The organism is Serratia sp. K-E0102, assembly GCF_029962625.1.
GTDB classification, from domain to species: Bacteria; Pseudomonadota; Gammaproteobacteria; order Enterobacterales; family Enterobacteriaceae; genus Serratia; species Serratia sarumanii.
The window spans coordinates 3,072,031-3,091,894 of sequence record NZ_CP124754.1 but is presented as its reverse complement, the minus strand read 5'-3'; the positions used below and the strand labels follow the sequence as shown (position 1 = coordinate 3,091,894).

Below are 19,864 nucleotides of genomic sequence, written 5' to 3'. Positions count from 1 at the left end.
TGATGCTGAAAAAATGGTTTATCGCGCTGTGCGTCGGGCTGGTGTGCTTGCCGGCGGCGGCGGAGCGCATCCGCGATCTGGTGACGGTGCAGGGCGTGCGAGACAACGCCCTGATCGGCTACGGCCTGGTGGTGGGGCTGGACGGCTCCGGCGACCAGACCATGCAGACGCCGTTCACCACCCAAAGCCTGAGCAACATGCTGTCGCAGCTGGGCATCACCGTGCCGCCGGGCACCAACATGCAGCTGAAAAACGTGGCGGCGGTGATGGTGACCGCCAAACTGCCGCCGTTCTCGCGCGCCGGGCAGAACATCGACGTGGTGGTTTCTTCGATGGGCAACGCCAAGAGCCTGCGTGGCGGCACCCTGCTGATGACGCCGCTCAAAGGCGTGGATAACCAGGTTTATGCGCTGGCGCAGGGCAACGTGCTGGTCGGTGGCGCGGGCGCGGCGGCCGGCGGCAGCAGCGTGCAGGTCAACCAGCTGGCGGGCGGGCGCATCAGCAACGGCGCCACCATCGAGCGTGAGCTGCCGACCACCTTCGGCAGCGGCGGCGTTCTCAACCTGCAGCTGAACGACGAAGATTTCACGCTGGCGCAGCAGATCAGCGACGCCATCAACCGCCAACGCGGCGGCGGCACCGCGACGCCGCTCGACGCCCGCACGATCCAGGTGCTGGTGCCGCAGGGCAACAGCTCTCAGGTGCGCTTCCTGGCGGAGATTCAAAACATTACCGTCAACGTCGGCGCGATGGACGCCAAAGTGATCATCAACTCGCGCACCGGTTCGGTGGTGATGAACCGCGATGTGATCCTCGACTCTTGCGCCGTCGCTCAGGGTAATCTGTCGGTGGTGGTCGATCGGCAGAACACCGTCAGCCAGCCGACGACGCCGTTCGGCGGCGGCCAGACGGTGGTGACGCCAAACACCCAGATCTCGGTGCAACAGCAGGGCGGATCGCTGCAGAAAGTGAACGCCAGCGCCAACCTGAACAACGTGATCCGCGCGCTGAACGCGCTGGGCGCCACGCCGATCGACCTGATGTCGATCCTGCAGGCGATGCAGAGCGCCGGCTGCCTGCGCGCCAAGCTGGAAATCATCTGATGGCCGGCGATCTGATGGCGATGTCGGGCGCGGCCTATGACGCCCAGGCGCTGAACGGCCTCAAGCGCGACGCGGCGGCCGACCCGCAGGGCAACCTCAAGCAGGTGGCCCAGCAGGTGGAGGGCATGTTCGTGCAGATGATGCTGAAAAGCATGCGTTCCGCCTTGCCGCAGGACGGGGTATTGAGCAGCGATCAAACGCGGCTCTACACCTCGATGTACGACCAGCAAATCGCCCAGCAGATGTCGCAAAAAGGGCTGGGGCTGGCGGACATGATGGTCAAGCAGATGAGCAATGCCAACACGGTGCCGAGTGAAACGGCGGGCCTGTCGCCGATGGCGCTGGATAACGAGGTGCTGCAAACGCTGCCGAACCAGGCGCTGGAGCAGATGGTGCGCCGCGCGATGCCGAAAGCTCCGCCGGCCGCCGCGCCGCTGTCGCTCAACAACGGCAACTTCGTCGCTCGTCTGTCGATTCCGGCGAAGGTCGCCAGCCAGCAGAGCGGCATTCCGCATCAGCTGATCGTCGCGCAGGCGGCGCTGGAGTCCGGCTGGGGGCAGCGCGAGATCCCGACCTCAGACGGCACGCCGAGCTACAACCTGTTCGGCATCAAGGCCGGCGGCAGCTGGAACGGGCCGGTGACGGAGATCACCACCACCGAGTTCGAACAGGGCGCGGCGAAGAAGGTGAAGGCGAAGTTTCGGGTTTACGGTTCGTATGTCGAAGCGATCGCTGATTACGTCAAACTGCTGACCAACAACCCGCGCTACGCCGACGTGGCCGCCGCGCGCAGCCCGGAGCAGGCGGCGCATGCGTTGCAGCGCGCCGGATACGCCACCGACCCGCAGTACGCCAGCAAACTGGTCAGCGTGATCCAGCAGATGAAGAGCGCGGGGGAACAGGCGGTCAAAGCCTATACCCACGATTTGAAAGAGTTGTTCTAAATCCCCGTCATGCTTGTCGCCTTGCTGCGGCGCCAATTATTGAGGGGATAGGCGGTAATGAAGGCTGGCCGGAGGCTGACCGCATTGCCGCTTTTTTTCCTCAAGTTCTTCTCATTTTTGCCGATAACCGAGACAGGCTGAGCGAACAGGCTCAGCAGCTCAATTTGAACCCTGTGGGCCACCGGCGCCGCAGCATAAGGAATTCCGATGTCCAATAGCTTAATCAATACCGCGATGAGCGGGCTGAATGCGGCTCAGGTGGCGCTCAGTACCGTCAGCAACAACATCTCCAACTACAACGTGGCGGGCTACAACCGCCAGACCGCGATCCTGGCGCAGAACGGCGGCATGGCCACCATGAGCGGCTTTATCGGCAACGGCGTCACCGTCACCAGCGTCAACCGCGAGTACAACCAGTTCATCACCAACCAGCTGCGCGGCGCACAGAGTTCGTTTGGGGCGCAAAACGCCTATTACGAGAAGATTTCGCAGATCGACAACCTGTTGGCGAGCAAAACCAACCCGCTGTCGACCAACATGCAGGATTTCTTCACCAACCTGCAGAACCTGGTGAGCAACGCCGGTGACGACGCCGCGCGCCAGACGGTGCTGGGCAAGGCCAACGGCCTGGTGAACCAGTTCAACAACACCGACAAATTCCTGCGCGACATGGACAGTGGCGTCAATCAGCAGATCAGCGATACGGCGCAGCAGATCAACAGCTACAGCCAACAGATCGCCAAACTGAACGACGAGATCACCCGCTTGCGCGGCAGCGCCGGCGGCGAGCCGAATGCGTTGCTGGATCAGCGCGATCAGCTGGTTACCGAGCTGAACCAGCTGGTGGGCGTACAGGTCACGCAGCAGGACGGCGACGCCTATACCGTCTCCTTCGCCAACGGTTTGACCCTGGTACAGGGCAGCAACACCTATCAGGTGGAAGCCGTGCCTTCCAGCAGCGATCCTTCCCGTCTGACCATCGGTTATAACCGCGGCAACGGCGCCAGCGAAGTGCCGGAAGGCCAGATCACCAGCGGCACGCTGAGCGGCGTGCTGAAATTCCGCAGCGAGACGCTGGACGGCGTGCGCAATCAGCTGGGTCAGTTGGCGCTGGCGATGGCGGACAGCTTCAACCAGCAGCATCGCGCCGGTTTCGACCTGAACGGCGACGCGGGCGGCGACTTCTTCAGCTTCAGCGGCGGCCGGGTGGTGGATAACACCCGCAACACCGGCGATGCGTCGCTGTCGGTCGCTTACACCGACACCGGCAAGGTGAAGGCCAACGATTATCGCGTCGAGTTCGACGGCAGCAACTGGCAGGTCAGCCGCCTGCCGGACAACGTGAAAGTCAACGCCACGCCGGGCACCAGCGCCGACGGCAAACCGACGCTGAACTTCGACGGGCTGGAAGTGAGCATCGACGGCAATGCGCAGGCCAAAGACAGCTTCACCGTGAAGCCGGTCAGCGACGTGGCGGGCAATCTGAAAGTGGCCATCACCGACTCGTCCAAGATCGCCGCCGCCGGTAAAGACGACAGCGGCCGCGGCGATAACGAAAACGCCAAGAAGCTGCTGGATCTGCAAACCAAAAACCTGGTGGACGGCAAGGCGACCCTGAGCGGCGCTTACGCCGGCATCGTCAGCGGCGTCGGCAACCAGACCGCTGCCGCCAAGGCCATCGCCACGTCGCAGGCCAAGATCGTGACGCAGCTGGGCGCGCAACAGCAGTCGATGTCCGGCGTCAACCTCGACGAAGAGTACGGTGAGCTGCTGCGTTTCCAGCAGTACTACATGGCCAACGCGCAGGTGATCCAGACCGCCAGCTCGCTGTTCGATGCGCTGCTGAATATTCGTTGATTTTATTGTTAACCGGCGCCGATAACGGCGCCGGCCGCTCAGAGTAAGGAACCCACAGCATGCGCATGAGCACCAGCATGATGTACCAACAGAACATGAACGGCATCACGGGCAACCAGTCGCTGTTCATGAAGGCCGCCGAGCAGCTTTCCTCGGGCAAGCGGGTGATCAACCCGTCCGACGATCCGCTGGCGGCGTCGCGCGCGGTGATGTTGTCGCAGTCGCAGGCGGAAAACAGCCAATACACGCTGGCGCGCACTTTCGCTCGCCAAAGCGTGTCGATGGAAGAAACGGTCTTGGCCGGCGCAACGTCCACCATCGCGGACATGAAGGCGCTGATCGTCAGCGCCGGCGGCACCGAAAGCGATAACGACCGTCAGTCGCTGGCCACCCAACTGCAGGGGCTGAAAGATCAGCTGCTGAACCAGGCCAACAGCACCGACGGCAACGGCCGCTATATGTTCGGCGGATACGTGAACGACAAGGCGCCGTTCGTCGATAACGGCGGCACCGTCAGCTATCAGGGCGGCGACAAGACGGTTCAGCAGAAAGTGGACGCCAACCGCACCATGACCATCGGCCATACCGGCAACGCGGTGTTCATGTCATTGACCAGCAATCCCAAGCCCGAGCCTGACGGCAGCGCGCCGGTCAGCAACGTGTTCGAGAGTATCGATATCGCGCTGAACGCGCTGAAAACCCCGCTGCAGGGCGCCGATGAGGCCACCAGGCAGCAGGTGAACGATGCGCTGGCGAAAGCCAACCGCGGCCTGGACAACTCTTACAACAACGTGCTGAGCGTGCGCGCCGAGCTGGGCAGCCAGCTGCAGGAAATGGATCAGCTGGACAGCATCGGCAAAGAGCGCGACATGACCAACCAGGTCCAGATGAGCGCGTTGACGGATGCCGATCTGGCCGAGTCTATTTCGTCTTACTTTATGCAGCAGGCGGCGCTGCAGGCGTCGTATAAAACCTTCAGCGATATGCAGGGCATGTCGCTGTTCCAGATGAATCGTTAAGAGCAATACCCCGTTGCCTGACCGCGACGGGTTTCCCTTTAGTGCGCTTAGAAAATACCCTCTCCGCCCCGCGGGGAGGGAGGCTTCTTGAAACCGGGCGCACTCGTTTGGCGCGTCGCTTGTTCTCCCACTACTGACTGAGCGACGCGCCTTTTTTTGTCTGCGTGTTCCCATTCACCTTAAGCGTCAGCGGAAAGGTACGCCGCGATCGTTGCCGGATCCTTTAGTGCATGACTGCCTATGTTGACAAAGGCTGAGGCCGCCGCCGTGCCAATCGCCCTGCCGTTACGGCTGGTCAGTTCTCTCAACATAGGTCGATCTCCTGTTAACGCGACTTCGCGTTATTTTTAGGGGTGTTGTTTTTGATTTGAGGCTTGCGGCTTGCATTGAGCAGCCACCGTATGGGTTTGCAGATATACTCGGCCAGTTTTAATGACCCGAACAAAGTAAACAGGATGATGACAAACCTATCGACGCCAGGCGGCAGAACAAACAAACCCCATGAAAATCCCAACGTGTTTAAAATGGTGCTCATGATCAAGAGGGCAATGCCGGAGATAAATAAATCACTCAGCTGAAATTTTATCTTCATATTTACACCGATTATATTTTGGTGAGGTTTGCAGCGTGCTGTCTGCAAGGTTGTTCTCAATATAACGCTGGGGGAATAAGGGGCGAAATCGATTTTTCTTGTCAGCGGATAAATAAGAGGTGTGAGTAAATCAAATTATTAATGCATTATCTCTAAATTTAGCGTGGCAGCGAAGGCGACGTGCTGCATTATTTCATTCCTGACAATGAAATGCACAGGATGTCGACATGGCTTGCCGACGGGTGATCAATGCCGGTTACGGCAGGAGCCGGGTTGCCGTCCCGGTGCAGCGTCGAATGGCGCAGCAGAGGCCGGATACGGGCGCAACCCGGAGTGTTTTGCTAAAAACCGTACGGTATTATTTCTTTTTCTTCACCACTTTCCATTTCCCGCCGTCGGCCGTCTCGGTAAAAGAAACTCTAAACTTGTTGCTTTTCCAGTGGGTCAAACCGAATAACCGGCGTGCCTTGCGGTTGCTTTTCGCTTTAATCATGATCTCGCTCCTGTGGTTAGCAAAGGTCGATGCTGCGCCCTGCAGCCGGCAGGCGCCGGACGCATTTATTCAGGGTGTCAGTTATCTGCCGCGCATTTAACAATGCGTGACGGGGTTGTTTTTATTTTTTTTACTCGAGATAAACGTATTTTATCGCCGCGGAAAATTAAGGAGGTGCAAGGCGATATTTTTTTGTTACCGGGTCTATTCTAGGCCGGGGTTTTATTTATTCAAGCCGCCGGAGACATTTGAACCTTAATCCGGATAAAAGACGTTTCTCAGGCTTTTGTTCCAGGAAAGCGTTTTTATTGCCATTTTGTCTCAGAGGGAAGCGGGAGGGAAAGAAGGGGCGGCTTAGGGGCTCAGAAAGTCATGCCGCCGATCACCGCCGCCAGCCGATCGAAGATTTCACCGAACAGATGTTCGCAGAACGGCGCCAGCATCGGCATCATCATGCCCAGCGTCATGATGCCGAAGGTCATGGTGACCGGGAAGCCGATCACGAAGACCGACAGCTGCGGCGTCATGCGGTTGAGCAAGCCGAGCGCCATGTTCAGCGTCAACAGCAGGCAGATCAGCGGCAGCGCCAGCATCATGCCGTTGATGAAGATCAGCGAGCCGACCTGGGTCAGCACCAGGAAGCCGTTGCCGTTCAGCGGCTGCGTTTGGACAGGCAGGGTGTGGAAGCTGTCCGCCAGCAGCGAAATCAGCCACAGATGGCCGTCGAAGCTGAGGAACAGCAGCATCGCCAGCAGGTTGAGCAGGCGCGCCAGCACCGGCATGTTCGGGCCACCGCTGGGATCGAAGAAGGTGGCGAACGACAGGCCCATCTGCATGCCGATCACTTCGCCCGCCAGGCGCACCGCCGCGAAGGCGAACTGCATGGTCAATCCCAGCGCCACGCCGATCAGAATCTGTTGAATCGCCAGCCACAGGCCGGCGGCGGAGAAGATCGGGATATTGCTGGCGGGCAGCGTCGGCGCGATCAGGATGACGATCAGCCCGCCAAGGCCGATTTTGACCTTTTTGCTGATTTGCTTTTCGCTGAATACCGGCGCGGTGCTTATCAGCGCCAGAATGCGCAGCAGCGGCCAAAAATAGTGGCTGAGCCAGACGGTGAGCTGGGCGCTGTCGAAGGTGAGCACGGTTAGCCGATCAGGGTGGGCAGGTTGCTGAACAGGGTGCGCATGTAGTCCAGCAGCAGGTTCAACATCCAGGGGCCGGCGATGATGATGGTGGCCACCACCGCCAGAATTTTGGGGATGAACGACAGCGTCATTTCGTTGATTTGGGTGGCGGCCTGCAGCAGGCTGACCACCAGGCCGCTGATCAGCGCCGCCAGCAGCAGCGGGGCGGCCAGCGCCAGCGCCACTTTCATCGCTTCGGTGCCGAGCGCCATAACTGATTCAGGTGTCATCTCGCGTTCTCCGGTCGGGGGTTACGAATAGAAACTCTGCGCCAGCGAGCCGAGCAGCAGCTGCCAGCCATCGACCAGCACGAACAGCATCAGCTTGAACGGCAGCGAGATGGTGGCCGGCGGCACCATCATCATCCCCAGCGCCATCAGCACGCTGGCGACCACCAGGTCGATAATCAGAAACGGAATGAACACCGTAAAGCCGATCTGGAAGGCGGTTTTCAGTTCGCTGGTGACGTAGGCGGGCAGCAGGATGCGCATCGGCACCGCCTCCGGGCCGGCCAGCGGTGGCTGATTGGCCAGCCTGGCGTACAGCGCCAGATCGGTTTCGCGCGTTTGGCGCAGCATGAATTCGCGCAGCGGCTGCGCGCCTTTATCCAGCGCGACCTCCAACCCGATCTTGTCCTGGCTGAACGGCAGGTAGGCATCCTGATAGACCTTGTCGAACACCGGCGACATGATGAAGAAGGTGAGGAACAATGCCAGCCCCAACATCACCTGGTTCGGCGGCGCCGACGGGGTGCCCAGCGCGTTGCGCAGCAGCCCGAGCACGATGATGATGCGGGTGAAGCTGGTCATCATCAGCAGCATGGCGGGCAGGAAGGTCAGCGAGGTCAACAGCACCAGCGTCTGCACCGGCAGCGACCAGCTTTGGCCGCCGTTGGCCAGCGGCTGGCTGATCAGCCCCGGCAGTTGCGCCAAAGCCGCCGGGCTGATGAACAGCAGGGCGGCAGGGAGCCAAACCGCCGGACGGCGGACGAGGGTATGAAGAGTCGAGGTCATGCCGATTTTTCCGGGCGTTTCAGAACTTTTTGCATCAGTTGGCGGAAGTCCGCCGGCGTCGCCGCGTCGGCCGCGCCCTCGTCTTTCGGCGGGGCGGGCAGGGTGTGCAGCGGGGTGATCTGCTGGGCGGTGACGCCCAATACCAGCAAGGTATCGTCGACTTCCACCACCACCACGCGCTCGCGCTGCCCGACCTGGCAACTGGCGCGCAGGTTGAGCAGCTTGTTGTTGCGCGCCTGCGGGGCGAAGCCCAGCCGGCGGAACAGCCAACCGGCCAGCAGGATCAGCAGCAGAATGCCGCCGAGCGCGCTGCTGACCTGCATCAACACCGAACCGGCCGGCAAGGCCGGCGCGGCGGGTGGTTGGCTGCTTTGGACGGTAACGGGCGCAGCGACGGTCATCAGCGGCTCAGTCGACGCATGCGTTCGGACGGGGTGATGATGTCGGTGATGCGCACGCCGAACTTGTCGGCCACCACCACCACTTCACCTTGTGCGATCAGGTAACCGTTGATCAGGATGTCCAGCGGCTCGCCGGCCAGGCCGTCCAGCGCTACCACCGAGCCTTGCGACAGGCGCAGCAGCTCTTTGATGGTCATCTTGGTGCGCCCCAGTTCCACGGTCAGCTTGACCGGAATATCCAGAATCAGGTCGATATCCTGCAGGCTGCCGAGCGCATCCTGAGCTTCCAGCGACTTGAACACCCCTTCGGTGCTCGCGCCGGATTTCTCTGAGGACTGCTGCTCGTTAAACGCATCAGCCCACAGATCGTCTACGGATTCCTTTCCTTCGCCAGACGGTTGCTTAGGATCACTCATTGGGCTGTTCCTCACTCAGAGCATTCAAAATAGGGTTAATCAAATGTTCAACACGCAGGGCATATTGCCCGTTCAACGTGCCGTATTGGCTGGTCAGAACCGGCACGCCGTCCACATGGGCAATCAGGCGTTCCGGCTTGTCTATCGGTAATACATCGCCAGGCTGCAGCTTCAGGACTTTCGACAGCCGCATCGGGATATCGACGAAGTTGGCGATAAGCTCCAGTTCGGAGTGCTGCACCTGCTTCACCAGCGTTTCGCGCCAATGGCTGTCTTCCTGCCGCGAGTTTTCCAGCGGCGGGTTGGTCAACAGCTCGCGCAGCGGCTCAATCATGGCGAACGGAATGCAGATGTTGAACTCGCCGGTCAGCGCGCCGATCTCCACCTGGAACGGCGTGGTGACCACGATATCGTTCGGCGAAGTGGTGATGTTGGTGAACTTCACCTGCATTTCGGCGCGTACGTACTCCACGTCGATCTTGTAGATGGCGCTCCAGGCGTCGCCGTAGGCGTCCAGCGCCAGGCGCAGCATGCGCTTGATCACCCGCTGTTCGGTCGGGGTGAACTCGCGGCCTTCGACCTTGGTCGGGAAGCGGCCGTCGCCGCCGAACAGGTTATCGACGGCGATGAACACCAGGCTCGGCGCGAACACGAACAGGGCGGTGCCGCGCAGCGGGTTCAGATGCACCAGGTTCAGGTTGGTCGGCACCGGCAGGTTGCGGGCGAACTCGTGATACGGCTGGATTTTGATCGGGCCGACGGTAATGTCCGGGCTGCGGCGCAGCAGGTTGAACAACCCCATGCGGAACTGCCGGGCAAAACGTTCGTTGATGATTTCCAGCGCGTGCAGACGCTCGCGCACCACGCGGCGCTGGGTGGTCGGATCGTAAGGCTTGACCTCGCTCTCTTTGCCGACTATCGCTTCGGGTTCATCACCCGCGCTGTCGCCGTTGAGCAAGGCGTCGATCTCTGCCTGTGAAAGAATGCTGTCGCCCATAGTGATTACCGCAGTATGAAGGCGGTGAACAGCACATCGCTGACCACCTGCTTCGGTTGTCCCTTAACCAGCGGCGGGCTGAGCACGTCCTTAATCTGCGCCACCAACCGTTGCTTCCCTTGTTCATTGGCCAGCTGGCTCGCTTCCTGACGGGAGAGCAGCATCAGCAGACGGCTGCGCACTTCCGGCAGAAAATCGTTCAGCTGACGGCGGGTACTTTCGTCCGGCAGACGCAGCGTGAGGCCGATGTACAGCACGCGATCCGGGTTGTTGTCCGGCGTCACCAGGTTGACGGTAAAGGTGTCGAGCGGCATGAACACCGGCGCGGCCGGCGGTTGCTGTTTGGCGGCGGCCGGTTCGGCGCCGTTTTTATGCTGTTGCAGCAGCCACCAGCTGTAGCCCGCGGCGCCACAGGCGACGACGCTGATCAACACCAGCAGGATGACCAGAAGGGAGCGTTTCGGTGCTGCGGGAAGGGTGTTCTGAGACATAGCCAAATCTAATTCCTGTTGTTCCACCCGCGGCCGGCGAGGCGGCGGGCATAGCGCGCGGCAAAGCCGCACGCATGACATGTAAAGGTATTATCGCGTCTATTGCGGCGTGCAATAGCCTGAATAGACGCGGAAATGGGTGCCAGCTTGGGCGTTTGCGGCGGCTCAGGCGAAAATATCGACGCCGTTGACCGCACTGGCCATGCGCTGCAGCGCCACCGGTGCGCTGATGCCCTCGGCGGCCGCAGCGTCACCGCCATGATGTTCCGCATAGCTGGCACGCCCCTGGCCGTTGGAAGCCTGCTGCTGTGCCTGTTGCTGCCATTGCGGCGTGGACTCGCCGCCCACGCTGCTTTGCCCCAGGTTGATGCCGCTCTCCGCCAGCGCGTGACGCAGCTGCGGCATCGCCGCTTCCACCGCCGCACGCACCTGGCCGTGAGCGGAGGCGATGTGCAGCTGCGCCTGCTGATCGTCCAGCTTTAGCGTGATCTGCAGGGCGCCCAGTTCCTGCGGGTGCAGGCGCAGCTCGGCGCTCTGCTGGCCGTTGCGGTGGAACATCAGCACCTGTTGGCTCAACGCCTGCTGCCACTCCGGGCTGCCCAGCTGCGCGTTGAGCTGCGGCGCAGGCGGTGCGGTCACCAGTGCGCTGGCCGGGGCGGCGGTTTGCGTCGGGCTGGCGGCGGCCAGGGCGACGGCGTGATTGAGCGGCGGCTGCTGTGGCGTATCGCCCGCCTGTAGCGGTTGTGCGGTGCTTGCGCGTTCGCCGTTGGTCGGTTGCGGGAGCGCCGCCGAGGCATTGTCGCCGTCGGCGGCAGGCGTTTTCGCGCCCGTCGGCGACGGAGCAGGGGATGCCGATGAATGTGTGGCGGTTTTATCACCGGCCGCCGCGATGTTCAGCAGGCCGTTGCCGGGCTGCAACGCAGTCGCCTCGTCAGCGCTTTCCACCGGCAGCGAGCGTTGGCCTTCGGCCGGTTGCGCCTGGGCGACGATCGCGGCCGGCAGCATGGCGTACAGCGCCTGCAGCGTTGCGGCATCCAGCTCTTTGGCGGCGGTGATCGGCGGCTGCGCCGGTTTGTCGCCGGCGGCGGGCGCTTCGCCCTCGGCACCCTCAGGTGAAAGCGCGTCGGCTGAGGCCGTCTGGCCCGGCAGCAGGCCGCCGCGCTCGCCGAAGGTGGCCAGCAGTTGATTGAGCTGGTTGCGGCTCAGGGCCGGGGCGTGTTCTTCGTCCGCGCTCAGCGCGACCGGCGGCTGTTTGCCGTCGGCGGCGGGTGCGAAACGGGCGCCGAGCAGCTGGGCGAAAGCGGACGACAGCTGGCTTTCATCCAGCGCCGAGGTCAGTTCGGCCAGGCCGCCGGCGTCGCCGGGTAAGGCCAGGCCGGGCAGGGCGTTCAGATTCATGGGTTGATATTCCTTTGTGCACTGCGTTGAGCGAACTCATCCATCAGTTTTTGATCCCGTTTGTTCTCCTGCTGCTGCTCCGCCGTTATGGCGCGGGTATGCAGGGTCTCGAAAGCGTTCAACCGCTGTTGTTTGTCTTGCCATTGCTTCACCGCATGATCCACTTTCTGCCCCCACTGCAGCAGCTGCTGGCGGTGCTGGTCGATGGCCTGTTCCAGCGTGCCGATAAACTGCTGGTAGTTTTGCCAGCGTGAGCTGTCCATGCCGTCGCAGAGCGTATGATTCAGCTTCTGGCGGTATTCGTCCTGATAGTTGAGCAGCATCGACAGCTGTTGCTCCGCCGCCTGCTGCGCCTGCCGTACCTGGCCCAGCTGTTGCGCGGCCTGTTCCACCGCATCCTGCGCCAGATCGCGCAGGGTAATCAGGGGTGACTGTGATTTCATCGCTGTGCGCCTCTGGTGACGTTAAACAATCAACTGCTGCAGCTGTTGACAGGCTTCATCGTAGCCGCTGCGTTCAAAGATGCCCTGTTGCAGGTAGGCTTCCATCTGCGGATACAGCGTCATCGCTTTGTCCAGCAACGGATCGCTGCCCGCCGCGTAGGCGCCGACGCTGATCAGATCGCGGTTGCGCTGATAGCTGGCCAGCATCTGTTTGAAGGTGCGCACCCGGCGGTAATGCTCTTCGTCGATCAGCGACGTCATGGCGCGGCTGATTGACGCTTCGATGTCGATCGCCGGGTAGTGGCCGGCTTCCGCCAGGCGCCGGGACAGCACCACGTGGCCATCGAGGATGGCGCGCGCCGAGTCGGCGATCGGGTCTTGCTGATCGTCCCCTTCGGTCAACACGGTGTAGAAGGCGGTGATGGAACCGCCGCCGCTGATGCCGTTGCCCGCGCGTTCCACCAGCGCAGGCAGCTTGGCGAAGACCGACGGCGGGTAGCCTTTGGTCGCCGGCGGCTCGCCGATGGCCAGGGCGATCTCACGCTGCGCCATGGCGTAGCGGGTAAGGGAGTCCATGATCAGCAACACATGCTGCCCGCGATCGCGGAAATCCTCGGCGATGCGGGTGGCGTAGGCCGCCCCCTGCATGCGCAGCAGCGGCGAGACGTCCGCTGGCGCGGCGATCACCACCGATCGCGCTCGGCCTTCGGCGCCGAGAATGTTCTCGATAAAGTCTTTGACCTCGCGGCCACGCTCGCCGATCAGGCCAACGACGATCACATCCGCCTGGGTATAACGGGCCATCATGCCGAGCAGCACGCTCTTGCCGACGCCGGAGCCGGCGAACAGGCCCATGCGCTGGCCGCGGCCGACGGTCAGCAGGCCGTTGATGGTGCGCACCCCCACGTCCAGCACCTGCTCGATCGGCGTGCGCTGCAAGGGGTTGAACGGCGCGGTGATCAGCGGCGCGCGGTAACCGGTTTCCGGTGAAGGCAGGCCGTCGAGCGGTTTGGCGCTGCCGTCCAGCACCCGCCCCAACAGGGCCGGGCCGAGCGGCAGCTGTTTGCCGGCGCTTTGGCCTTCCGGCGCGATGCGGGCGTAAACCCGCGCGCCCGGCACGATGCCTTCCACCTCTTCCAGCGGCATCAGGAACAGCCGCTGGCCGTTGAAGCCGACCACTTCGCTTTCCACTTCCTGCACCTCACCGGCGTCGTGCCGTTCGATGAGGCAGGTCGCGCCGAGCGGCAGCTGCAGGCCGGTGGCTTCCAACACCAATCCGGTGGCGCGGGTCAGGCGACCGTAGCGGCGCACCATCGGCGCGCGCGCGATGCGTTTTTCCAGCGTATCCAGAGAGCTCAGCCAGCGGCCGAGACGCGCGGTCATCAGACTTCTCCCGGTGCCGCCAGGCGGCACAATTCATGCCAGCGCGTCGCCAGGCTGGCGTCGAGATCGCCTTCCTCGGCGCTGACCTTGCAGCCGCCCGGGTGCAGCTCGCCGTCCGCCAGCAGGCGCCAGCCGTGCAGGCTGAGGGTGACCCCCAGCTGCTGCTCGACGCGCGAGTAGTCGTCCGGGTGTACCCGCAGCTGCGGCTTGCCGTTGAACATCGGCTCCTGCTGGATCAGCTGTTGGATCTGCGCCAGCAGGGCGGTGCCGTCGCACACCGGCGGCTGGCCCAGCACCTGTTTGGCGGCGGTCAGCGCCAGCTGCATCAGCCGCGAAGCGATCACGCTGTCGAGCGCGTCCAGCGTGTGCTGGAATTCGGTGACCAGCTGCTGCCAGTGGGCGGTCAGCGGCTGCTGCTGCTGCTGCGCTTCCAGCAGCCCTTGCTGGCGGCCTTCCTCCAGTCCGGACTGAAAACCGGCCTCATAGCCTTTTTGCTGGCCGTCGGCATAGCCCAACTGTTGGCCCTGTTGCTCCGCCTGCAGGCGCAGCGTCGCCAACTGCTGCTGCAATTCGGCCTGTGCGTCCGGCGACGGATCGTCAAGTTCGAGATCCGGCAACTGCGGCAGTTCGATCGCCGGTTTCTGTTCGCCCAGATCGTTGAGCGACCAGGGCTGCCAGGGCAGGGTGTTAATGCGATCAGACATAGGTGTCCTCGCCGCCGCCGATGATCATTTCGCCGCTTTCCGCCAGGCGTCTCACCACCAGCAGGATGGCTTTCTGCTCGTTCTCCACCTGCGACATGCGCACCGGCCCACGGTTGGCCAGATCGTCGCGCAGGATGTCGGCGGCGCGTTGCGACATGTTCTTGAGGAACTTCTCGCGCAGCGGCTGTTCGGCGCCTTTCAAGGCGATCAGCAGCGACTCGCCTTCCACTTCCTGCAGCAGGCGTTGGATACTGCGATCGTCGACTTCCACCAGGTTTTCGAACAGGAACATCTCGTCGATGATCTTCTGCGCCAGCTCGCCGTCGTATTCGCGCATCGCGTCGATGACCGCTTCTTCCTGCTGGGTTTTCATCAGGTTGATGATCTCGGCGGCGGTGCGCACCCCGCCCATTTTGCTGCGTTTGAGGTTCTGGCCGTCGAGCAGGTTGTTCAGCACTTCGGTCAGCTCCGCCAGCGCCGCCGGCTGCACGCCGCCGAAAGTGGCGATACGCAGCATCACGTCGTTGCGCAGGCGTTCGTCGAACAGGGCCAGGATATCCGCCGCCTGGCCGCGTTTGAGGTGCACCAGGATAGTGGCGATGATCTGCGGGTGTTCGTCGCGGATCAGATCGGCGGCGCTCTGCGGCTCCATAAAGTTGAGCGTTTCCATGCCGGTGGTGGTCTCGCGCGATTCGAGAATGTCTTCCAGCAGGCTGGCGGCGCGCTCTTCGCCCAGCGCCTTGACCAGCACCGAACGCAGGTAGTCGCTGGCGTTGACGCTCAGCGCCGCGTATTGCTCGGCGTCGTCTTCGAACTCGGTCAGTATTTCGCCGAGCTGTTTGTGTGAAACCTGGCTCATGCCGGCCATGGTGCCGCTCAGCAGCTGTACTTCGCGCGAGGAGAGGTGTTTGAACACCTCCGCCGCGCGATCTTCACCCAGCGTCATCAGCAGGATGGCGCTTTTGTCGGTTCCGGTCAGGCTCATATCTCGTTACTCATCCATTGGCGGATTACCAGAGCGACCACGCGTGGGTCTTTGTCAGCCAGATCGCGGATCCGCTGGCTCTGGACTTCTGCGCTGACGCGCTGCTGCGATTTACGACGCTGCGCCAGCTCCTCGTTGCTCGGTTTGCTGCTGTCGACCGCTTTGGCGGCAGGGGCGTTGGCGGCGGCGACGGCGGCCTGTTGCGCCGCCTGGCGCTGTTGCAGCTGCGGCCGCACCAGTTTGCGCCACAGCAGCCAGGCCACCAGCAGCACCAGCAGATAGCGGCCCGCGTCGATCAGGCGATCGATAAACGACTGGCTTTGCCAGAACGGCAGTTCGCCACCGGTCACCTGAGTGTCGGTAAACGGCGTGTTGACCACGTTCAGGGTGTCGCCACGGCTGCTGGAGTAGCCCATCGCTTCACGCACCAGCGCTTCGATCTGCGCCAGCTGCTCTTTGCTCATCGGCTGCGGTTTGCCGTCTTTATCGGTGCCCAGATAGTTGACCACCACGGCGACCGACAGACGCTGCACGGTGCCGGCTTTTTGCTGGGTGTGACGAATGGTGCGGTCGAGCTCGTAGTTGGTGGTCGCGTCGCGACGGGTATTTTGCGGCACGCCGTTGGCCGCCGTGCTGCGGGTGGTCGCGGCGTTTTGTGCGGTCGCGTTGGCATTGTTGCCTGCGGCGGTGGCCGGCTTGGCGGTCTCAATCGGCGCGGTGGCCGGCGCGCTCGGCTGATTGGACAGCGCGCCCGGCACGCCGCCCACCTGTGGCCCGCCGATCTGCTCGCTCAGGCTGGTTTGCTGCGAGCGGATAGCGGCTTTGTCCGGCTGCTGGTTCGGCTGGTACTGCTCATCGGTTTGTTCGCGAGTGGCGAAGTCGATCTGTGCCGTGACCTGCGCACGCACGTTGGCGCTGCCGACCACCGGGGCGAGGATCGCTTCGATGCGGCGCTGGAAGCCGTTTTCGACTTCGTTGGCGTATTTCAGCTGCGAGGCGTTGAGATCGCGCCCGGTGCCGTCGGACTGCGTCAGCAGGCGCCCGGCCTGATCGACCACGGTCACGTTGCCCGGCGGCAGGCCAGCGACGCTGCTCGACACCATATAAACGATGGCGTTGATCTGGCCGTCGTCCAACGCACGGCCGGGTTGCAGGGTCAGCGTCACCGACGCGGAAGGGGATTTCTGTTCGCGCACGAACAGCGAAGGTTTAGGCAGCGCCAGGTGAACGCGGGCGTTTTGCACCGGCCCCAGCGATTCGATAGTGCGCGACAGCTCGCCCTCAAGGGCGCGCTGATAGTTGATCTGTTCGCTGAATTGGCTGATGCCGAATTTTTCCTGATCCAGCAGTTCGAAGCCGACGGCGCCGCCCTTCGGCAGCCCTTGCTGCGCGAGGCGCAGGCGGGTTTCATGCACCTTTTCCGCCGGGATCAGCAGCGCTGCGCCATTCTCGGCGAAGCGGTAAGGGATATTCATCTGCGTCAGCTGGGTGACGATGGCGCCACCGTCGCGGTCGTTCAGATTGCTGTACAGCACGCGGTAGTCAGGGCTTTTCACCCACAACAGCAGCGCGACAACGATGGCGATCGCGGCGGAGGCGGCGACCAGCAACGGAATTTTCGGGTTGGCGCGCAGACGATTCCAGATGGCCTGCAGGCCGTTGTCGCGGCTTTCGCCGGCGGTTATCGAAGCACTCATTTTAGGTCTCGTCCTTCAATGGCGCTCACGATCCCGTATGGGCCGCTGAGCAGCTCCCTGCCAGGCTGATGAACGGTATGGTTAGCGTTGTGTGACAAAACAGACTCCCTGATACACATATCTTCTAAATAGCGGCGCTCCCATTTCTGGGCAGGCCATTATTCGCCTTATCAGACGATTCCGATTGCCCGATAAGCCGGGTTTTTTGCAGTTAATTAGCCGCTTTAGGTCTGAAAACGCTGTGCTAGGGTGTGCATCATTGGAGAAGTGCAGGGTGAAACGTCACCCGGCGTGACGAGATGATTGAGGACCAGATGGCGATTCAGGGCATTGAAGGGGTGCTGCAGCAGATGCAGACCATGGCGGTTCAGGCCGGCAAGATGGGGCAGAATACGGCGCCGCAGGGCGTCAGCTTCGCCAGCGAACTGACCGCGGCGCTCGGCAAGATCAGCGAGACCCAGCAAACGGCGCGCAAGCAGGCGCAGGATTTCGAACTGGGCGTGCCGGGCATCAGCCTGAACGATGTGATGGTCGATCTGCAGAAATCATCGGTCTCGCTGCAGCTGGGCGTGCAGGTGCGCAACAAGCTGGTCGCGGCCTACCAGGACATCATGAATATGCCGGTGTGATGAACGTGCCGGTCATTTTGCAGTGACATTGGGGTCGGCGCTGTTACCCTATAGCGACGGTTAATTATCAGGATAGGATGATGTGCAAATCGCTGTATCTTGCTGTGGGCATTATGGCGCTGTCCGGATGCGCCGGGCAAAACGATGACTATTCATCGGCCCATAAAAACGCGGCTCATCAGGAAGCAGGCAAGGAATGGAAAGCGTTTGTTGCGCCGCTGTCCGTCAAAACGCAGTCGCCCGGCGAGCGAGAAATGAAACGCGCTGCCCGCCACGATTGAACCCGCGGCTCCGGTAGCATTTCATTATCGCAGGCAAAAAAAACCAGCTATCGGAATAGCTGGCTCAAAGTGCGATAAAACTTTATGTGATGTAGGAGCGTCGACACCTCATCGAGGTGGCATCGACGTGGTCATCATATTTGTTATGTTATAACAAATCAATGCTGCCGTGCGTTTGCTTCAGCCCACCAAGGCCACGATCCGCTGGTGGGCATTCGCCAGCCCCTGAGTGAGGCCGTGCGGTTTCATATCCAGCCCTTCGGCATAGATAAATTGCACCTCGCCGATCCCCATCAGCCCCAGCACCGAGCGCAGGTAGGGCGTCACGGCGTCGGTCGGCTGGCCGGCGTGTACGCCGCCGCGTGAACTGAACACCACTGCATTGACGCCTTCCACCAGCCCGACCGGGTAGGTGGCGGTATAGTTGAACGTCAGCCGGGCGCGGGCCACCAGATCGAACCAGTTTTTCAGCTGGGTCGGGACGTTGAGGTTGTACATCGGCGCGCCGATCAGCAGCAGATCGCTCCCTTTCAGTTCGGCGATCAACCGATCGGAAAGCGCCACCGCCGCTTTGGCGCGTGGGCTGATATTATCTGCGCCGCGCAGCGCATTGAACAGCTCGCCGTCCAATACCGGCAGATCCAACGCCGTCAGATCGTGTTCGACGATCTGATCTTCATATCCTTTGGCCCGACGTTCCGCCAGATAGCGGTCAATCAGGTTGTTGGTCTGCGAGTCGTTTCCCATAATGCTGGATTTGAGCACCAGTATTTTTTTCATGCTGTTGTCCTCAGACGGTAATTGGCGGTTTCACCGGGCATTCCGGAATGACTGCAGGTTATCATTGCTCAATATTCACCAGTGGTGATAGGTTTTCACTTCATTGATTCCAATTTGGAAGCATTAAGATGAAAAGCGATCTCAGCGCGCTGCCGGCCTTTGTCGCCGTGGCGGAAGGCGGCAGTTTTGCCGCCGCCGCAGAAAAACTGCATCTGACGCGCTCCGCGGTCAGCAAAATCGTGTCGCGGCTCGAGGCGCGGCTTGGCGTGATGTTGTTTATGCGCACCACCCGCAGCCTGAGCCTGACGGATGAAGGGGCGCTGTACTATGAGCACTGTCGGCAGGCGTTGGCGAACGTTCAGGCGGCGGAAAACCAGCTGGACAGCGGCAAGATGCAGGTCAGCGGCCGGCTTAGGATCTCGATGCCGGTGTTGTTCGGCCATCTATGCATTGCGCCCTTGATGACGGCGCTGGCGAATGAGCATCCGTTACTGTCGTTGGAAATTTCGTTCAGCGACCGCAGGATCGATCTGATCGACGAGGGGTTCGATCTGGCGGTTCGCATCGGCAAACTGGCGGACAGCGGCAGTCTGGTTGCCCGACGCCTGGGTGAACACGGCATGCTGCTGTGCGCTTCGCCCGACTACGTGCAGCGCTGCGGCGCACCGACTTCGGTGGAGGCATTAAGCCGGCATCAGGCGGTGGGGTATCTGCACGCCGGCGCCGTGTTGCCCTGGCAACTTCGCGGTGAAAACGGCGAGCTGCGGCCGTTCAGGCCACCGGCCAAGATGATGATGGATGACATGCAGGGGATCGTCGATGCCGTTTCCGCCGGCGCCGGTATTGCCTGGCTGCCGGAGTGGCTGGTACGCGATCGGCTGATGGCCGGGACGCTGGTGGAGATCATGCGCGGTGAGTCCAGCCTCAGTTTTCCGGTGAATGCAGTGTGGCCCTATATGCCTTACCAACCGCTCAAAGTGCGGCTGGCGGTGGACAAACTGGTGGCGGAGCTGCCGGGCAGGCTGACGCGGTTCGCGTCGGCCTGAGGGTG

24 protein-coding genes are annotated in these 19,864 nt (G+C 62.0%); 7 read left to right on the top strand and 17 right to left on the bottom strand.

All coding sequences use genetic code 11. From position 1 onward, the window contains the following. The first annotated feature begins 2 nt into the window (after positions 1-2). Together SSARUM2_RS14820 and flgJ are read left to right on the top strand one after the other, a co-directional pair. A complete protein-coding gene (locus tag SSARUM2_RS14820) occupies positions 3-1,103 on the top strand; it encodes a flagellar basal body P-ring protein FlgI (RefSeq protein ID WP_004934816.1) in 1,101 nt (366 codons plus the stop codon). Beyond that, positions 1,103-2,047: a flagellar assembly peptidoglycan hydrolase FlgJ gene (gene flgJ / locus SSARUM2_RS14815; RefSeq protein ID WP_060438546.1), complete on the top strand. Its 945-nt coding sequence runs from the start codon at positions 1,103-1,105 to the stop codon at positions 2,045-2,047. Before SSARUM2_RS14820 ends, flgJ begins: the two co-directional genes overlap by 1 nt. Here the strand turns inward: flgJ and SSARUM2_RS14810 are convergent. Continuing rightward, positions 2,044-2,262 (bottom strand): hypothetical protein, encoded by a 219-nt coding sequence (locus tag SSARUM2_RS14810; protein ID WP_033653639.1) that lies wholly within the window; start codon positions 2,260-2,262, stop codon positions 2,044-2,046. The two genes, flgJ and SSARUM2_RS14810, sit on opposite strands and share 4 nt — an antisense overlap. On the opposite strand from SSARUM2_RS14810, the gene flgK reads away from it, so the two are divergent. Continuing rightward, positions 2,255-3,904, top strand: a complete 1,650-nt coding sequence (flgK, locus tag SSARUM2_RS14805) for a flagellar hook-associated protein FlgK (protein ID WP_033634988.1) — start codon at positions 2,255-2,257, stop codon at positions 3,902-3,904. The two genes, SSARUM2_RS14810 and flgK, sit on opposite strands and share 8 nt — an antisense overlap. Positions 3,905-3,963: 59 nt before the next feature. Continuing rightward, complete coding sequence (gene flgL / locus SSARUM2_RS14800) at positions 3,964-4,923, top strand: flagellar hook-associated protein FlgL (RefSeq protein ID WP_041035613.1); 960 nt, start codon at positions 3,964-3,966, stop codon at positions 4,921-4,923. A gap of 325 nt (positions 4,924-5,248) precedes the next feature. Here flgL and SSARUM2_RS14795 read toward each other — a convergent pair whose 3' ends face one another. The 15 genes from SSARUM2_RS14795 to fliF all read right to left on the bottom strand — a co-directional run bounded on the left by SSARUM2_RS14795 (position 5,249) and on the right by fliF (position 17,123). Beyond that, on the bottom strand, positions 5,249-5,515 hold the full coding sequence (locus SSARUM2_RS14795; protein ID WP_041038027.1) for a hypothetical protein: 267 nt from the start codon (positions 5,513-5,515) through the stop codon (positions 5,249-5,251). A gap of 358 nt (positions 5,516-5,873) precedes the next feature. Beyond that, on the bottom strand, positions 5,874-6,008 hold the full coding sequence (gene sra, locus SSARUM2_RS14790; RefSeq protein ID WP_086556932.1) for a stationary-phase-induced ribosome-associated protein: 135 nt from the start codon (positions 6,006-6,008) through the stop codon (positions 5,874-5,876). A gap of 362 nt (positions 6,009-6,370) precedes the next feature. Beyond that, a complete protein-coding gene (gene fliR / locus SSARUM2_RS14785; RefSeq protein WP_033647774.1) occupies positions 6,371-7,153 on the bottom strand; it encodes a flagellar biosynthetic protein FliR in 783 nt (260 codons plus the stop codon). A gap of 2 nt (positions 7,154-7,155) precedes the next feature. Further along, the gene (fliQ, locus tag SSARUM2_RS14780; RefSeq protein WP_004934803.1) at positions 7,156-7,425 is read right to left on the bottom strand and encodes a flagellar biosynthesis protein FliQ; all 270 of its coding nucleotides are present in this window, start codon (positions 7,423-7,425) and stop codon (positions 7,156-7,158) included. A gap of 21 nt (positions 7,426-7,446) precedes the next feature. After that, positions 7,447-8,208 (bottom strand): flagellar type III secretion system pore protein FliP, encoded by a 762-nt coding sequence (gene fliP / locus SSARUM2_RS14775; protein ID WP_025303257.1) that lies wholly within the window; start codon positions 8,206-8,208, stop codon positions 7,447-7,449. Then, positions 8,205-8,609 (bottom strand): flagellar biosynthetic protein FliO, encoded by a 405-nt coding sequence (gene fliO, locus SSARUM2_RS14770; protein ID WP_033647771.1) that lies wholly within the window; start codon positions 8,607-8,609, stop codon positions 8,205-8,207. Before fliO ends, fliP begins: the two co-directional genes overlap by 4 nt. Further along, positions 8,609-9,025 carry a flagellar motor switch protein FliN gene (fliN, locus tag SSARUM2_RS14765; protein WP_004934799.1) on the bottom strand — a complete coding sequence of 139 codons (417 nt, stop codon included), beginning with the start codon at positions 9,023-9,025 and terminating at the stop codon, positions 8,609-8,611. The genes fliO and fliN overlap by 1 nt, the downstream gene beginning before the upstream one ends. Next, entirely contained in the window at positions 9,018-10,022 is a 1,005-nt protein-coding gene (gene fliM, locus SSARUM2_RS14760) for a flagellar motor switch protein FliM (protein ID WP_033634981.1), read from the bottom strand. Before fliM ends, fliN begins: the two co-directional genes overlap by 8 nt. A gap of 5 nt (positions 10,023-10,027) precedes the next feature. Then, entirely contained in the window at positions 10,028-10,513 is a 486-nt protein-coding gene (gene fliL, locus SSARUM2_RS14755; RefSeq protein WP_033634980.1) for a flagellar basal body-associated protein FliL, read from the bottom strand. Positions 10,514-10,678: 165 nt separating this feature from the next. Then, a complete protein-coding gene (locus tag SSARUM2_RS14750) occupies positions 10,679-11,911 on the bottom strand; it encodes a flagellar hook-length control protein FliK (RefSeq protein WP_060438547.1) in 1,233 nt (410 codons plus the stop codon). Further along, the gene (gene fliJ / locus SSARUM2_RS14745; RefSeq protein WP_047571550.1) at positions 11,908-12,354 is read right to left on the bottom strand and encodes a flagellar export protein FliJ; all 447 of its coding nucleotides are present in this window, start codon (positions 12,352-12,354) and stop codon (positions 11,908-11,910) included. Before fliJ ends, SSARUM2_RS14750 begins: the two co-directional genes overlap by 4 nt. A 21-nt stretch (positions 12,355-12,375) precedes the next feature. Then, a complete protein-coding gene (fliI, locus tag SSARUM2_RS14740) occupies positions 12,376-13,737 on the bottom strand; it encodes a flagellar protein export ATPase FliI (RefSeq protein WP_033634977.1) in 1,362 nt (453 codons plus the stop codon). Next, positions 13,737-14,441 (bottom strand): flagellar assembly protein FliH, encoded by a 705-nt coding sequence (gene fliH / locus SSARUM2_RS14735; RefSeq protein ID WP_033647766.1) that lies wholly within the window; start codon positions 14,439-14,441, stop codon positions 13,737-13,739. Before fliH ends, fliI begins: the two co-directional genes overlap by 1 nt. Next, positions 14,434-15,426 carry a flagellar motor switch protein FliG gene (gene fliG / locus SSARUM2_RS14730; protein WP_033634975.1) on the bottom strand — a complete coding sequence of 331 codons (993 nt, stop codon included), beginning with the start codon at positions 15,424-15,426 and terminating at the stop codon, positions 14,434-14,436. The genes fliH and fliG overlap by 8 nt, the downstream gene beginning before the upstream one ends. Then, positions 15,423-17,123: a flagellar basal-body MS-ring/collar protein FliF gene (gene fliF, locus SSARUM2_RS14725; protein ID WP_060438549.1), complete on the bottom strand. Its 1,701-nt coding sequence runs from the start codon at positions 17,121-17,123 to the stop codon at positions 15,423-15,425. The genes fliG and fliF overlap by 4 nt, the downstream gene beginning before the upstream one ends. Positions 17,124-17,437: 314 nt before the next feature. Here fliF and fliE point away from each other — a divergent pair, with 314 nt between their 5' ends. Together fliE and SSARUM2_RS14715 are read left to right on the top strand one after the other, a co-directional pair. After that, positions 17,438-17,752: a flagellar hook-basal body complex protein FliE gene (fliE, locus tag SSARUM2_RS14720; RefSeq protein ID WP_033638515.1), complete on the top strand. Its 315-nt coding sequence runs from the start codon at positions 17,438-17,440 to the stop codon at positions 17,750-17,752. 80 nt (positions 17,753-17,832) lie between these two features. Next, the gene (locus SSARUM2_RS14715) at positions 17,833-18,033 is read left to right on the top strand and encodes a hypothetical protein (protein WP_033647764.1); all 201 of its coding nucleotides are present in this window, start codon (positions 17,833-17,835) and stop codon (positions 18,031-18,033) included. 180 nt (positions 18,034-18,213) lie between these two features. Here SSARUM2_RS14715 and SSARUM2_RS14710 read toward each other — a convergent pair whose 3' ends face one another. Further along, positions 18,214-18,813 carry an NAD(P)H-dependent oxidoreductase gene (locus SSARUM2_RS14710; protein WP_060438550.1) on the bottom strand — a complete coding sequence of 200 codons (600 nt, stop codon included), beginning with the start codon at positions 18,811-18,813 and terminating at the stop codon, positions 18,214-18,216. A 128-nt stretch (positions 18,814-18,941) separates the two neighbouring features. Here SSARUM2_RS14710 and SSARUM2_RS14705 point away from each other — a divergent pair, with 128 nt between their 5' ends. After that, positions 18,942-19,859 carry a LysR family transcriptional regulator gene (locus SSARUM2_RS14705; RefSeq protein ID WP_060438551.1) on the top strand — a complete coding sequence of 306 codons (918 nt, stop codon included), beginning with the start codon at positions 18,942-18,944 and terminating at the stop codon, positions 19,857-19,859. Positions 19,860-19,864 lie beyond the last annotated feature (5 nt).